Raw genomic sequence first — 14,754 nt, forward strand, 5'->3', positions numbered from 1 at the left:
GAATCAAATGAAACTAAATAGAATTAAAATTAAAAATATTGTTTTGTCTCTTTCTGCAGTATTTTTGTTAACAGCCACTTCTTGTGTGAAAGATCTTGAAAGAGAACCCATAACAGATGTGACTTCCGTGAGTATATATAAGGATTTCGCAAACTATAAAAATATTCTGGCAAAATTATACGGCGGGTATGCTATGGGAGGTCAGATTGGTGGTGATGGAGATCAGCCAAATAGTGATATCAACGGAATTAATGGTGGTTTTTCCCAATACACAAGACTACTTTATAACTTGAATGTTGTTACTACTGATGAAGCAGTAATTGGCTGGAATGATGGAAATCTTCATACCCTTCATAAAATGACTTGGGATTCTTCTAATGAGTTCATTGCAGCAATGTATTACAGAGTTTATACTGAGATTGCTTTTTGTAACGAATTTTTAAGAAATGTTACAGATGAGAAACTGGCATCCAATGGTATTACTGGAGATAATCTTAATCAGGCAAAATTAATGAAAGCTGAAGCTCGTTTCTTAAGAGCACAGTCTTATTTTTATGCCATAGATATGTTTGGAAATGTTCCTTTTGTGGATGAATCTTATATGCCGGGATCTAAAACTCCACCACAAAGAATAGAAAGAAAAGAATTATTTAAATTCATTGAGTCTGAGTTATTAGCTATTGCTGGAGAATTAAAAGACCCGAAAACTAATGAATACGGTAGAGCAGATAAAGCTGCAGCCTGGTCATTATTGGCAAAATTATATTTGAATGCTGAAGTATATACAGGAACTCAAAGAAATACAGACTGTATTACCTATTGTAATAAAGTGATTACTGCAGGATACTCTTTAAAACCAAAATATGAAGAATTATTCCTTGCAGATAATGATGTCAATAATCCTGAACAAATCTTAAGTGTAAATTTTGATGGACTTCGAACGCAAACCAATGGTGGAACCACTTTTCTGGTACATGCTGCAGTAGGAGGAACAATGCCTTCTTCTGATTTTGGAATTAATGTAGGATGGGGTGGTTTAAGAACTACTAAAGCTTTTGTAGGTTTGTTTCCAACAAATGGAAGCGATAAAAGAGGAAGATTCTATACATCAGGACAGAATCTGGAGATTAATGATCTAGGATCTTTTAGTGACGGTTATGCATTCATAAAATATAAAAACATAAAAAGTAATGGATCTCCGGGAGCCCATAACAATTGGGTTGAAGCAGATATTCCGTTATATCGTTTAGCTGATATTTATTTGATGTATGCAGAAGCTGTTCTTAGAGGTGGTACTGGTGGAAGTCAGACTACTGCTATCGAATATATTAATAAGTTAAGAGAACGAGCTTATGGTAATGTAAGTGGAAATGTAACCTCTATAAATCTTAATTTTATTCTGGATGAAAGATCAAGAGAGCTATCTTGGGAAACAACAAGAAGAAGTGACCTAATCCGTTTCAATAAATTTACATCAGGAGATTATGTATGGCCATGGAAAGGAAATGTTAAAGATGGAAAAGCGGTAGAAAGTTATAGAAATCTTTTCCCAATTCCGGCTAAAGATATTATTGCAAACCCTAATCTGATTCAAAATCCTGGGTATTAATCTAAAATATTGCTTAAACATGAAAAATATAATTAAAATATTAGCAATAGCTTTTATAGGAATGGGGCTTGTTTCTTGTGAAAAAGATGAAGATCAGGCGATTATTAGTGAAACTTCACAAAGCAGTATTTCTGCAGATAAAACAACAATTGTTTTAGATAAAAGTAATCTAGATGCTACTGCTGTAAACTTTAAATGGGCAAAATCAACATTTAATATTTCTGTAGTATCTACTCAGCAGGTTGAATTTGGAATAAAAGGAAAAGGATTTAAAGACAGCAAATTAATTGATGTTGTATCTTCTCCTTTTTCTATGACTAATAAGCAGTTGAATACGCTAGTATTAGGATTAGGAGGGACTGGAAATGTGGTTAATGAATTAGAGGTTAGGTTTAAGACTGCTGTAGGTGGTGCTAAATACTATTCTAATGTAATAACATTGCAGGTAACTCCATATATCTTAGGACCTGTATACAATTATACAGATCTATTCCTGATTGGTGATGCTACAGCAGGAGCTTGGGATAACACTACAGCCAATGCAAGATTGTATCCTTTACAGAAAACAACTACTGCTGGAAAATATTCATATACCGGATATTTTGCAAAAGGAGGCTTTAAGTTTATCAAAACTCCTGGATCTTGGGATTCTCAGTACGGAATGGGGGGAGCTGCAGGAACATTAAGTGCAAGTGGCTCTTCTGGAAATATTTCAGTGGAAACAGCGGGATATTATAAGTTGACTGTTGATACCAATGCACTAAGCTATACATTGACATCAATACCTACTCCAACCACTACATACACAACAGTTTCTATGATTGGATCCGCTTCAGGAGATTGGAATACAGATGCAGATTTACAAAAATCAACATTTGATTCTCATATTTGGGTGAAGAAAAAAGCTAATCTAGGTTCTGGTGAATTTAAATTCAGAGCCAATCACGATTGGGGAACAAACTGGGGAGCTACTCAGGAGTTTTTTGGTGTAGCAGAGCTTAATGGAGGAAATATTCCTGTAAAAGAAACTTTCAATTACGACGTGTATTTCAATGATATCACGGGAGAATTCTCAGTAATTCCAGTATTTTAAGTCAATAAAAATCAAATTAAAATAAAGCAAAGTGCTGCTTTACCGCAGCACTTTATCTATTTTTTTAAGTTAATAAATAGTCATTATGAAGAAAATTACAGTTGGAGCACTCTTGCTCTCAATGATGTTTGGTGTGAAAGCACAATCTTTAAAATCGCCGGACGGTAAATTTGAAATGAATTTCCAGCTAAAAGATGGAGTTCCTTTCTATAATCTGAAATACAACGGTGCGGTGGTTGTTGAAGATTCAAAATTGGGATTGAGATTATTTAAAGACACAGCCATAAAATTTGCTTCTGAAATTGCCAAAGCAGAAGATGCAAAATACGACCTAAACAACGGTTTTGCAAAAGTAGATGAAAAAAGAGACTCTAAAAACGAGACATGGCAGCCGGTTTTAGGAGAAAAGAAAAACTATATCAACCACTACAATGAATTAGCAGTGACGTTAAATCAGGCTTCTACAGACAGAAGTATTGTAGTGAAATTCAGACTTTTCAATGATGGTCTTGGATTTAGATACGAATTTCCACAGCAGAAAAATCTAAATTATTTCGTGATCAGAGAAGAAGATTCTGAAATTGATTTCCCAACCGATATGAAGGCCTGGTGGATGGTAGCAGATTACGATTCTCAGGAATATCAGTATCAGGAAACAAAAGTGTCTGAAATTCCTGCAAAATGGGATAAAGCATTTGATGCCAATGCTTCTCAGAGCTTGGTGAAAAATGCAGTTCAGTCTCCATTGATGCTTAAGAAAGAGGGAAAATCACCTTTGTACATTAACGTTGCAGAAGCAGCTGTATTAGATTATCCGGTTTCACACCTTGAAGTAGACGCTCAGAACTTTAAGTTCAAAACACACTTAACCGCAGACAGACAAGGAGCAAAAGGGTATATCCAGACTCCATCAGTAACTCCTTGGAGAACAATTATCGTTGCGCCAAAAGCTGAAGAGGTAATGGATTCTAAAATGATCTTTAACCTGAACGAGCCTACAAAATACACAGATACCTCTTACATTCACCCTACAAAATACATGGGAGTTTGGTGGGAAATGATTATCGGAAAATCTCAATGGGCCTATTCTACAGCAGAAAATGTTCATTTAGGGAAAACAGACTTTGCGAAGTTAACTCCAAACGGAAAACATGCAGCTAACAATACGAAAGTTAAAGAATATATCGATTTTGCTGCTGAAAACGGATTCCAAGGGCTATTGATTGAAGGATGGAACATTGGCTGGGAAGACTGGTTCGGACATTCTAAAGAATTTGTTTTCGATTTCATTACTCCTTACCCGGATTTCGATATCAAAATGCTGAACGATTATGCACATTCAAAAGGAATTAAATTGATCATGCACCACGAAACTTCAGGTTCTGCTACGAACTATGAAAGATGGGCAGATAAAGCGTTCCAAACGATGAATAAATATGGCTATGATGCTGTAAAAACAGGATATGTAGGAGATATTATTCCAAGAGGAGAGCATCACTATTCTCAATGGACAATCAATCACTATTATAGAATTGCTGAAAAAGCAAACGACTATAAAATCATGGTAAACTCTCACGAGTCTGTACGTCCTACAGGGGAAAGCCGTACTTACCCGAACTACATCTCTGCAGAAGCAGCACGTGGAACAGAGTATGAAGCATTCGGAGGAAACAAGCCGGATCACCAGACAGTACTTCCGTTTACAAGATGGATGGGTGGTTCTATGGATTATACACCGGGAATTTTCCAGACGAAATTAGACTATTATTTCCCTGGAGATAACCGTTTCGTAAAAACTACATTGGCAAAACAGCTTGCTTTATACGTAACGATGTATATGCCCCTTCAGATGGCTGCTGACCTTCCTGAGAACTATAAAAAGCATATGGATGCATTCCAGTTTATCAAAGATGTAGCTGCTGATTGGGATGATACGAAAATTTTATCTGCAGAACCAGGAGATTATGTTATCACTGCCAGAAAAGCAAAAGGTACAGAAAACTGGTTTGTAGGAGGCATTACGGATGAAAACAAACGTGAATATACAGTAGATTTTTCATTCCTGGATAAAGGTCAGACCTATGAAGCAACCATTTATGAAGATGGAAAAGATGCTGATTATATAGATAATCCTCAGAGTTATCATATTTATAACAAAACAATCACAAGTAAATCAAAAATTAATTTTAAAATGGCTAGAAGTGGTGGTTTTGCAATAACTATTAAAAAAAAGTAATTATTTTGTAAAATATTTCTTTTTCCGTTTGATAAAATATCTATATTTGGGGAATTATTGTAATTTATTAACCAAAACTATTTTATCATGAAAAAGAAACTAAAAATTACCAGTAACTTAGAGCAAAAGAACATCCTTAAAAAAGCGATGCAGTCTTCTGAAAATGTAGATTTGTATAAATCTATTTTTGGTGGGGTTTCTGTAATAATATCCCCTGACAATTGTAGCGTAACAGCTAGATCAGGAGCATCTGCTGCTTATAACAGAGCTGATCAATTCTTATTAGCTACCACTAAGCTATAATTACTAAATTAAAATGTATAGTTCTTCGCTATGGCGGAGAACTATTTTTTTATTCTATAGGATATGATTACATCTTTTGTATTAAAGGTTGCAAGTAGATGCAATCTCAACTGTTCGTATTGTTACATGTATAATTTGGGCGATAAAACGTATCTGAAGCAGCCTAAATTCATGTCAATTGATACCATAAAAGCCTTTGCTGCTAAACTTAATGAATATTGCCTGGAAAATAATTTGAATAATATACAGATTGTTTTTCATGGAGGTGAACCCTTATTAATATCCAAAGAGTTTTATCGTGAATCTATCAGGATTTTCACGGAAATACTTCCCGATAATTACTTTGATTTTGTCATCCAGACCAATGGTGTTGGGCTAGATGATGAATGGTATCAGCTTTTTAATGAGTTGGATATCAGGGTTGGGATAAGTATAGATGGGCCTAAAGAATATCATGATAAATACCGTGTTTTTCATAATGGAAAAGGCTCTTATGATGAGGTAAAAGAAGCAATTATATTAGGACAGGAGTATGGGCTTAATGGAATTTTGTCTGTCATAAATATTAATATTCCTCCTCAGGAACTGTATGATGAAGCGAAGGATCTTAAAGTAAAAGGTCTTAATATCCTTTTGCCTGATGGTCATTTTGACCAACTTCCTGATGGAATGGAAAAAGAATTGGTTAATACAAAAAATTATACACCCTATGCAGATTGGCTTATAGAATTATTTAAGATCTGGAAGGACGACAAAGATAGGATGAGTGTAAGATTTTTTAAAACACTTATAGACCTTATTGTAGGTGAAGATGAAGGAGATCAGATTTTAGGTAAAAACGTCAATGGAGTTGCTGTACTGGAAACTAATGGTAATTTAGAAGTAGCAGACTTTATAAGAGCCTGTTATGAAGGAATCACCAGAAATGATATTAATATCCATACCCACGCTATTGGTGATGTTTTTAAAGATAAACTTTTTGATGTGTATATGAATGCTCACTCAATGGTATCGCAGAAATGCCTTAACTGTTCTATCTATGATTTTTGCGGAGGCGGATTTTTAGGGAATCGTTATTCTAATGAAAGAGGTTTTGATAATCCTACTATATATTGTCATGATATGATTAAACTTATTACCTATATTCAGAATGATATTATAGACGGAATTCCACAAGAAACACAAGAAGAAATGGAATTGTGTAAAGTTTCTTATAATGATATAGTCAATGAGCTGGAATTTGAAACTGAAGAAATTATGATTGAAACTGAAGTTAAAGAGAAATTAATGCATTATCGTTTAGCATGAATCTAAAGAAGGGAATGTATTTGGCTGGAGAATCTGATTTCAACTGGAAGAATCAGCTTAAAATCAGTAAAGGAGTAGTGGCTGAAAAAGTCGTTAATACAGGGATTGAGTATTTTGATAACGCTTATTTGCCTCATGATAAATGGCGGGATCTTACAGAATCTGAATACAAAATTCTTTCGTATTCAGAGAAAGGAAATAAAATGTTCAATACTTTAGGGTTGGGCGAGATTCCGGATGAATTGAAGACCTTGTTTAAAGCAATAAAGCTGGAGGAATGCAAGACTCTTTTTGATGTTCAGCCCAAATTTCAGGAAGATGAAAAGCTTACATTAAAACTTAATAAAGTTTTAAATCAATTTCTTAATCAAAAATCAGATACTCAGAAATACAATTTTCATCGCATCACAAGATGCCTTCCCAATATGCATACCACTACTTTTCATCTCCATAATAGGGAGCATATAAAGTACACAGGTTTGCATATAGATCAAAGTACAAAATTTACGCCCAATACAGCATATAAATCAGACAATAGAATCTCCATCAATATTAGTGAAGAATCCAGATATCTATATTTTGTAAACTTAACATTGAAACAAATTTATACCGATGTTAAGAAGCGTCATCAGGATATTATTGTTACCTCAAATAATATTGTTGAATTATTTTTTTCATTGTATCCGGATTATCCGGTAATCAGAATAGAGGTAAAACCTTACCAATATTATATTGCTCCAACAGATAATTTCATTCATGACGGAAGCACACTGGGCAACAAGAAGTTTGATATAACCATGGTATTTGTGGGAGAATTCAATAATTACTAATCACTATGAAACTAAAATCAGGAATCAAAATATACGGTGAGCATTTAGAAGATGTCTTAGAAATTAATTCCGGTCTTGTTCATCATTCAGAACAGGAACCTGTAGAAATTGTATTCAAAGACCTTAAGTTCAAAGCACAATATGAACCCAATGCGCATCTGGCAAAAAGAGACTGGAGAAAACTTTCAGAGAAGGAACTAGATACTCTAAAAGGAGATCATATCAATAAGAAAGATTATAACTCGGTTTTTATAGGAGATATTCCTGAAGAATTGAAAGACATGTTCCATAAACTGAATCTTCATTCAGCCACTTCGGATGGTGATGCATTTCAAAAATTCATTGAAAATAAAGACTTGGTTCAGGAGCTAAATACCCATCTTAATGGGGTGTTGGATGAAATCTCATTAGCGCCTTATAGATTTATGAGTATTGCCACGAACTATCCCAATAGTGAAGTGGTGTCTTTAAATAAAAGAAAATTACCTGAAAATTATACCTTTAAAGACATCCATTATATAGGCGTGCATAAAGACAGTTCCAAAGACATGACTTTACATACCTGTTATCAGTATGGGAACAGGTTTACCATCAATTTAGGGGAGCAACCGCGCTATTTTTTGTTTGTTAATCTTACGATGAAGCAGGCGTGTAATATGCTTAAAGAAAAAGAAGAACTTAAAGATGTAGAAATTACCAATGAAAACATTACAGATTATTTTCTAAAGCATTATCCGTCCTATCCTATGATTAAAGTAAAACAAGAGCCTTATCAGTTTTACATTGCCCCTACAGACAATTGTTTTCATGATGGTACTACAATAGGCAATACGGCTATAGATGTTGTAATGACTTATTTGGGTAAATTTTGTATTTAATTTAAATAGTATTGAGCTATGAAGTCTTGTTTATCATTATTGCTTGTCTCGTTTTTAGCTTCCTTTTCATGGGCTCAGAATAAATTACCTATTCTAAAAGCAAATGGACCTAAAGCCATTATTTACGAAAAAGACAATGGCTTAAAAACAGATTGGAATATAGATCCTAAAATTAAACCGGATGTTTATACAACATCCAAAATAGCTGCTTCTAATAAAAGGGTTACTATAAAAACAGATATAGACTCTCTTGTTGTAGATCTCAAAAAAGGAGAAAAAAAAGATTTTATTATTCTTTTGAAAGGTAAAGATTCTGCGTTAACAAGAATCGAATCTCTGCCTCCGAAAGACTTTAGTAAAATGTCTTTCAAAGATACGATGAAGCTTCATATAAATGAGCAGAATACAATATTTATAAAAACAGTACTCAATAAAGTAGATACCCTTTTACTCAATTTTGATACTGGGACGAGTGATCTTGTGCTTACCCAGGAAACTTTGAAGAATAAAATCAAAAGTTCATTAAAATCAGGGACCAATATTCTGCAGATCGGAAAAAAAGAATACAAAGGCTTTACTATTTACCCGGCACAACTTACCGGTCATGGTACAGATGGCAGATTTGGCTGGGATTTATTTGATGGAATGATTGTAGAAGTAAATCACGATAAAGGATTAATGGTAGTGCATTCTCAGCTTCCATCCAATGTAAAATCACAATATTCTCCGGTTCCTATCAAGTATTTTAATAACGTCTTCCTGGTACAGGTTGGTATTTCACAGGACAAGATTAAAAATAAAGATTGGTATCTTTTCGATACGGGGTATCAAAGAACTGCGATGCTGGACGGTCCTTTGTTGAATGAACAGGGTTTTCCAACGGATAAAATGACAGTTATTAAAAAAGTAATCATGAAAGGAGCCCAGGGAAATGAAATTCCTGTTATGACTTCAAACCTTCAAACCTTATCATTAGGAAAAACCAAACTAAAAGATATCCCTGCACAGATTTTATCTCAAAGCAGGCCGGTAACAGGCTCCAGAATGAATATTTTGGGTAATGAAATTATAAAAAGGTTCAATTTGTTTTTAGACTTTCAAAACAATATTGTGTATCTGAAGCCTAATAAATTGGTTGATGCTGATTACATTGAAAGGAAGTAATTTTTTTTGGTTTCAAAGGGTGGCGGTTATTTTTTCAATGCCTGTAAAAACTAAAAATCCCCAGGTCAATAATTGCCTGGGGATTTTTTATTCTTTAATTTGAAGTATATTCAGGTTCAACAGCTTCTGTGGGTTCAGGTTGAGCTGGGAGTGGTTTGTTTTTTACTTTTTCTTTGTACTCTTTCTGGAACTGTCTTACGGTTTTTCCGGTGCCGTCATGTCTCCATCCCGGAGAGTAGAAGAGGTATTTCAGACGATTTTTAAAAGAAAGCCCTGGTTGTCTCAGATCCTTTCCAATTCTTCTCCATTCGTAAAAAAGCACGGTGGCCGGATCTTTAGACTTCATTTTAGGATAGATACCATATTTTACGGGAACTTCAGGATCTTCCTTTTCAAAGGTTCCAAAGATTTTGTCCCAGATAATCAATCCCATTCCCATATTACGGTCTAGGTATTTAATGTTGCACGCATGATGTACACGGTGATGAGAAGGCGTTACTAAAATATATTCCAGAAAGCCCATGCTTTTTATAGATTGCGTGTGTACAAAGGTTCCATAAATCTGAATAGCAGAATAAGCTACCATAACATGCAGTGGATGGAATCCGATGAATGCTAATGGAGAGAAGAATAAATATCTGTACAAAGGTTGAAATACAGGACTTCTGAATCCTGTGGTAATATTGAAATAATCAGAATTATGATGGGTGATATGTACCGCCCAAAATACACGGGAATGATGATCTACATAATGATGAACATAATAAGCGAAATCCTGAGCCAGGAATACAGCAATCCAATACCAGATTCCAACCTCCCAGTCAAAAATACGATGATAGTAAAAGAACATCATAACAAGCATAGAAAAGCCTTTCATAATGATGTCAAGGCTATAATTTAAGAGCGCCAAAAGCACATTGGTAGCCACATCTTTCGTTTCATAAAGCTTCTCTTTATTGAAGTGGCTATATACCATCTCTATAAAAATAATACCTGCGAATAAAGGAATGGCCCAAGGGTAAACAATGTCTGGTCCATCACTTTCAAACATCTTACTAAAATCAAACATTTTTTCTGTAAATTTAAAAATAAAACCGTTAAAAATTGCTTATTTTGGATTAAATATCCTTTTAATGTGATAATTTAATGAAAATTTAATAAAAAAATAGATGGCAAATTGTGAAATATTGTTGTTTTCTTTTAAAATATACCATAAGTATTGTTATGTTTTCATGATTTTTTTTATCAAACCAAAGAATCATACAACATTGATGGATAAAAGAGAATTCTGCTCATTATTTTATAATAACTCTAAAGTTTTTTTCGTAATTTGCTGCTAAGTTGTTCATACTTAAATTGTTGTGTGTTTAAATGTAACTTATTGGTTTTTAGTCTGGTGAGTGGTGTTCTAAATAGCATTTCATAATGCGCAGCTGATGATTAAATGGAAGACTACAACTAAGTTATGAGAAAAATATATACGTTTTTTGCCCTTTCCGCTGCTTCAATAGCTTTCTCCCAGTCAACAACGTTGGAAAAAGTAGAACCGGCTTTCTGGTGGAAGGGAATGAAAAATCCTGAACTTCAGATCCTTGTGTACGGGAAAGGAATTGCTAATAATCAAATCTCACTTTCAGATGGAGTTCAAATTAAAAATATTCAAAAAGTAGATAACCCAAACTACATTTTTATTACCGTTAATACCAATGAGATTAAAGTTCGGAAGTTTACCATCAATATTGAACAAGATAAAAAGAATGTAGGCTCTTATACCTATGAACTGAAGGCGAGAAATTCAGGAGCTGCAGATCGTGAATCCTACACTTCAAAGGATGTGATGTATCTCATTATGCCTGATCGTTTTGCCAATGGGAACGAAAAAAATGACTCTGTTCCGGAATTAACTGAAAAAGCTGATCGCAGTTTGCCTAACGGAAGACACGGCGGAGACCTTCAGGGAATCATCAATAATCTTGACTACATTCAAAACCTTGGTGCAACAGCGGTTTGGCTAACACCTGTGAATGAAGACAATGAAAAAGTATATTCCTACCACGGATATGCCCAGACCGATTTGTATAAAATTGATGCCCGCTACGGAACCAATGAAGACTACAAAAAACTTTCTCAGGAATTAAATAAAAGAAATATGAAACTGGTGATGGATTATGTCACCAATCACTGGGGTATTTCTCATTGGATGATGAAAGACCTTCCCACACAAGACTGGATTCACTGGTTCAAAGAAGGAGAAGAGGGCTTCAAAAGATCCAATTACAAAACATCTACACAGTTTGATCCCAATGCTTCGGATATCGATAAAAAATATGCGTTGGATGGCTGGTTCGATAAAACAATGCCTGATCTTAACCAGAAAAATCCTTTGGTTTTAAAATATTTAACCCAAAATGCCATTTGGTGGATCGAATATGCAGAATTGGGCGGTTTCCGTGTAGATACTTATCCTTACAATGATAAAGAAGCCATGGCAAAGTGGGCGAAAGCTATTACCGATGAATATCCTAAATTTAATATCGTAGGGGAATCCTGGTTGTATACCGCAGGACAAATTTCAGCTTGGCAAAAAAATTCCAAGACGGGAGAAGCGGCCGGATACAATTCAAACCTGCCTTCTGTAATGGATTTCATGCTCTTTGGAGATATGCCGAAAGCCTTTAAAGAAGAAGAGGGCTGGAATACAGGCATGATTAAGCTTTATGATTCTTTCACCAGCGATTTTCTTTATCCGGATATCAATAATGTAATGGTGTTCTTTGAAAACCATGATACCGAAAGATGGAATGAGATTTTCAACGCAGATTCGAACGTTTACAAAATGGGATTAACCCTAATCTCAACAGTCCGCGGAATTCCACAGATCTATTACGGTTCAGAAGTCGGAATGCGAGGGAATAAAGAAAAAGGAGGCGATGCTGATATTCGCAGAGACTTTCCTGGAGGCTGGAAATCTGATAAGCAAAATGCTTTCAATCCGGCAGCGCAAACTTCTGAACAAAAAGAATTCTATCAATTCACCCAAAAATTATTAAACTGGAGAAAAGGAAAAGGCGTCATTCATACCGGAAAAACGAAAAATTTTGTTCCGAAAGATGGAGTATTTACTTATTTCAGATATAATGATAAAGAAAGTGTAATGGTGGTCATCAACAATAATAAAAAAGATCAGACGTTAGACTTACAATATTTTGAAGAATCTCTAAAAGGGTTTTCCAAAGGCAAAGAGGTGATTTCAGGCAAAGAGGTTTCATTACAGAATACATTAACAATTCCTGCCAAAACCCCATTAATTATTGAACTTGAAAAATAAATAATACTATGAAAAAATTAATAGCTGTTCATACACTTATCCTGTTTTTATTTGGATTTACAATGCTTTCAGCACAATCAAACAAAACACTTCAAAAAGAAAAATCAGAAATCAGTACCATGTTGGATGCCTTCAACGTAGCCGCTGCCAAAGCTGATTATACAGGGTACTTCAACTTTTTTGCAGATGAATCAACATTTATCGGAACAGATGCTACAGAAGTCTGGAATAAAAAAGAATTTATGATGTGGGCAAAACCTCATTTCGATAAAAAGAAAACCTGGAATTTTACAGCCCTTAAAAGAAATATCTACTTCAGTAAAGACGGAAAGTTGGCTTGGTTTGATGAATTATTGGATACTCAAATGAAGATCTGCCGTGGTTCAGGAGTTGTAGAAAAGATCAATGGACAATGGAAAGTAAAACAATACGTCCTTTCTATGACGGTTCCTAATGATGTTGTAGATAAAGTAGTAGCGGACAAAACAGCTCTTGAAGATGTTTTGATTAAAGAATTAAAAACAAAATAAGCATAAAGATAGCTATGGCTGGAAAAATGAAACCGGAACTTTCACTTACTCAGATCATCAATATGAGTATGGGATTCCTTGGAATCCAAATGGCATTCGGACTACAGAATGGAAATGCAAGCCGTATTCTTGCCAATTTAGGAGCAGATGTTCATGAGTTATCTTGGTTTTGGCTGGTAGCTCCCATTACAGGACTTATTGTTCAACCTATTATTGGACATATGGGCGATAATACCTGGAGCCCGTTGGGAAGAAGAAAACCCTATTTCCTGATTGGAGCTGTCTTGTGTGCTATAGGATTAGTTCTATTACCTAATGCTGCTTCTGTAACTCAAATGTTTGCAGCTAATGCCCTTTTATTAGCAGTGATTTTTCTGGCGATGATGGATGCTTCCGTGAATGTTGCCATGGAGCCTTTCAGAGCTTTGGTAGGAGATATGCTTCCAAAACACCAGGGAACTATCGGATTTTCAGTACAAACCATTTTGATTGGATTTGGAGCTGTTTTGGGTTCTTATTTGCCGGATTGGCTCACAAAACTTGGAGTTTCCAATGTTGCACCTAAAGGTTTTGTTGCAGACAATGTCATCTATTCCTTTTATGTAGGAGCGGTATTGCTGATTATCTCTATTCTGTATACAATCCTGACAACTAAAGAATATTCTCCGGAAGAATTTGCAGCCTTTGAAGATGGAAAAGAAATAGAGCATGAAAAGTCTAAATTTTCAGATATTTTCAAAGATTTCGCCGGAATTCCTACACAGATGAAAAAGCTGGGAATTGTCCAATTCTTCTCATGGTTTGCCCTGTTTACGATGTGGGTATTTACAACCAGTGCTTTGGCAACTCACCATTTAGGCCTTTCTCCGGAAGATACCCATTCAAAAGCATTCAATGATGCTGGAGATTTAACCGGTAAACTCTTTGGAATGTATAACCTTTGGGCTATTCCATTTGCCTTTTTATTAACACCTATTGCTAAATGGATCGGTAAAAAACAAACCCATGCTTTAGCGCTGTTGTGCGGTGGTTTAGGATTAATCTCCATGTATTTTATCAAAGATGTAGATAACCTCTGGATTTCAATGATTGGATTAGGATTTGCCTGGGCAAGTATTCTGGCAATGCCTTATGCAATGCTGATTGAAGTGATTCCACAGAGGAAAATGGGTGTTTATATGGGGATATTTAATTTCTTTATCGTAATTCCGCAGATCATCAACGGTTTGTTTGGTGGCCCTATTGTAAGTGGTGTTTTTGGTAAACAAGCCATGGATTATGTTGTAGTAGGTGGAGTGTGTATGCTGATCGGTGCTTTAGTCACAATGATTTTTGTTAAATCCGAAGATGAAACTCCTAAAGAAATTGAAGAAGAGATTAAGCAGGTTCACTTTTAACCTGAAAGTAAGGTGTCTATAGAATAGAAATAACCTAATATAATTCAATAGAAGCGGGCTTTAGCCCGCTTTCCTATT

At 35.1% G+C, this 14,754-nt stretch carries 12 protein-coding genes; 11 read left to right on the top strand and 1 reads right to left on the bottom strand.

Going from position 1 to position 14,754, the window contains the following annotated elements; translation table 11 throughout:
• The first annotated feature begins 7 nt into the window (after positions 1–7).
• The 8 genes from BLS98_RS02575 (at position 8) to BLS98_RS02610 (ending at position 9,421) form a co-directional block, all read left to right on the top strand.
• Positions 8–1,609 (top strand): RagB/SusD family nutrient uptake outer membrane protein, encoded by a 1,602-nt coding sequence (locus BLS98_RS02575; RefSeq protein WP_089733296.1) that lies wholly within the window; start codon positions 8–10, stop codon positions 1,607–1,609.
• A 19-nt stretch (positions 1,610–1,628) separates the two neighbouring features.
• A complete protein-coding gene (locus BLS98_RS02580; RefSeq protein ID WP_089733298.1) occupies positions 1,629–2,702 on the top strand; it encodes a SusF/SusE family carbohydrate-binding protein in 1,074 nt (357 codons plus the stop codon).
• An 85-nt stretch (positions 2,703–2,787) separates the two neighbouring features.
• Complete coding sequence (locus BLS98_RS02585; protein ID WP_089733300.1) at positions 2,788–4,938, top strand: glycoside hydrolase family 97 protein; 2,151 nt, start codon at positions 2,788–2,790, stop codon at positions 4,936–4,938.
• 87 nt (positions 4,939–5,025) lie between these two features.
• On the top strand, positions 5,026–5,241 hold the full coding sequence (locus BLS98_RS02590; protein ID WP_089733301.1) for a hypothetical protein: 216 nt from the start codon (positions 5,026–5,028) through the stop codon (positions 5,239–5,241).
• Positions 5,242–5,304: 63 nt separating this feature from the next.
• Complete coding sequence (locus BLS98_RS02595) at positions 5,305–6,549, top strand: radical SAM protein (RefSeq protein ID WP_089733304.1); 1,245 nt, start codon at positions 5,305–5,307, stop codon at positions 6,547–6,549.
• A complete protein-coding gene (locus BLS98_RS02600) occupies positions 6,546–7,379 on the top strand; it encodes a hypothetical protein (RefSeq protein WP_089733306.1) in 834 nt (277 codons plus the stop codon). The genes BLS98_RS02595 and BLS98_RS02600 overlap by 4 nt, the downstream gene beginning before the upstream one ends.
• Before the next feature lie 5 nt (positions 7,380–7,384).
• Positions 7,385–8,257 carry a hypothetical protein gene (locus BLS98_RS02605; RefSeq protein WP_089733308.1) on the top strand — a complete coding sequence of 291 codons (873 nt, stop codon included), beginning with the start codon at positions 7,385–7,387 and terminating at the stop codon, positions 8,255–8,257.
• A gap of 18 nt (positions 8,258–8,275) precedes the next feature.
• On the top strand, positions 8,276–9,421 hold the full coding sequence (locus tag BLS98_RS02610) for a hypothetical protein (RefSeq protein WP_228425441.1): 1,146 nt from the start codon (positions 8,276–8,278) through the stop codon (positions 9,419–9,421).
• Between the two features lie 94 nt (positions 9,422–9,515).
• Here BLS98_RS02610 and BLS98_RS02615 read toward each other — a convergent pair whose 3' ends face one another.
• The gene (locus tag BLS98_RS02615) at positions 9,516–10,490 is read right to left on the bottom strand and encodes a sterol desaturase family protein (protein ID WP_089733309.1); all 975 of its coding nucleotides are present in this window, start codon (positions 10,488–10,490) and stop codon (positions 9,516–9,518) included.
• A 396-nt stretch (positions 10,491–10,886) separates the two neighbouring features.
• On the opposite strand from BLS98_RS02615, the gene BLS98_RS02620 reads away from it, so the two are divergent.
• From BLS98_RS02620 to BLS98_RS02630, 3 genes are read left to right on the top strand one after another with little or no spacing between them, the layout of a single operon-like run.
• Positions 10,887–12,749, top strand: a complete 1,863-nt coding sequence (locus tag BLS98_RS02620) for a glycoside hydrolase family 13 protein (RefSeq protein WP_089733311.1) — start codon at positions 10,887–10,889, stop codon at positions 12,747–12,749.
• 8 nt (positions 12,750–12,757) lie between these two features.
• On the top strand, positions 12,758–13,279 hold the full coding sequence (locus BLS98_RS02625) for a nuclear transport factor 2 family protein (protein ID WP_089733313.1): 522 nt from the start codon (positions 12,758–12,760) through the stop codon (positions 13,277–13,279).
• Positions 13,280–13,293: 14 nt separating this feature from the next.
• Positions 13,294–14,676 (top strand): MFS transporter, encoded by a 1,383-nt coding sequence (locus BLS98_RS02630; RefSeq protein WP_089733315.1) that lies wholly within the window; start codon positions 13,294–13,296, stop codon positions 14,674–14,676.
• Positions 14,677–14,754: the final 78 nt, after the last annotated feature.

Origin of the sequence: Chryseobacterium jejuense, assembly GCF_900100075.1 — a bacterium.
Lineage (GTDB): Bacteria > Bacteroidota > Bacteroidia > Flavobacteriales > Weeksellaceae > Chryseobacterium > Chryseobacterium jejuense.

Coding starts and splice junctions, on each gene's coding strand:
- BLS98_RS02630 (WP_089733315.1), top strand. CDS start 13,294: ATGGCTGGAAAAATGAAACCGGAACTTTCACTTACTCAGATCATCAAT.
- BLS98_RS02585 (WP_089733300.1), top strand. CDS start 2,788: ATGAAGAAAATTACAGTTGGAGCACTCTTGCTCTCAATGATGTTTGGT.
- BLS98_RS02575 (WP_089733296.1), top strand. CDS start 8: ATGAAACTAAATAGAATTAAAATTAAAAATATTGTTTTGTCTCTTTCT.
- BLS98_RS02620 (WP_089733311.1), top strand. CDS start 10,887: ATGAGAAAAATATATACGTTTTTTGCCCTTTCCGCTGCTTCAATAGCT.
- BLS98_RS02580 (WP_089733298.1), top strand. CDS start 1,629: ATGAAAAATATAATTAAAATATTAGCAATAGCTTTTATAGGAATGGGG.
- BLS98_RS02610 (WP_228425441.1), top strand. CDS start 8,276: ATGAAGTCTTGTTTATCATTATTGCTTGTCTCGTTTTTAGCTTCCTTT.
- BLS98_RS02625 (WP_089733313.1), top strand. CDS start 12,758: ATGAAAAAATTAATAGCTGTTCATACACTTATCCTGTTTTTATTTGGA.
- BLS98_RS02595 (WP_089733304.1), top strand. CDS start 5,305: ATGATTACATCTTTTGTATTAAAGGTTGCAAGTAGATGCAATCTCAAC.
- BLS98_RS02590 (WP_089733301.1), top strand. CDS start 5,026: ATGAAAAAGAAACTAAAAATTACCAGTAACTTAGAGCAAAAGAACATC.
- BLS98_RS02600 (WP_089733306.1), top strand. CDS start 6,546: ATGAATCTAAAGAAGGGAATGTATTTGGCTGGAGAATCTGATTTCAAC.
- BLS98_RS02615 (WP_089733309.1), bottom strand. CDS start 10,490: ATGTTTGATTTTAGTAAGATGTTTGAAAGTGATGGACCAGACATTGTT.
- BLS98_RS02605 (WP_089733308.1), top strand. CDS start 7,385: ATGAAACTAAAATCAGGAATCAAAATATACGGTGAGCATTTAGAAGAT.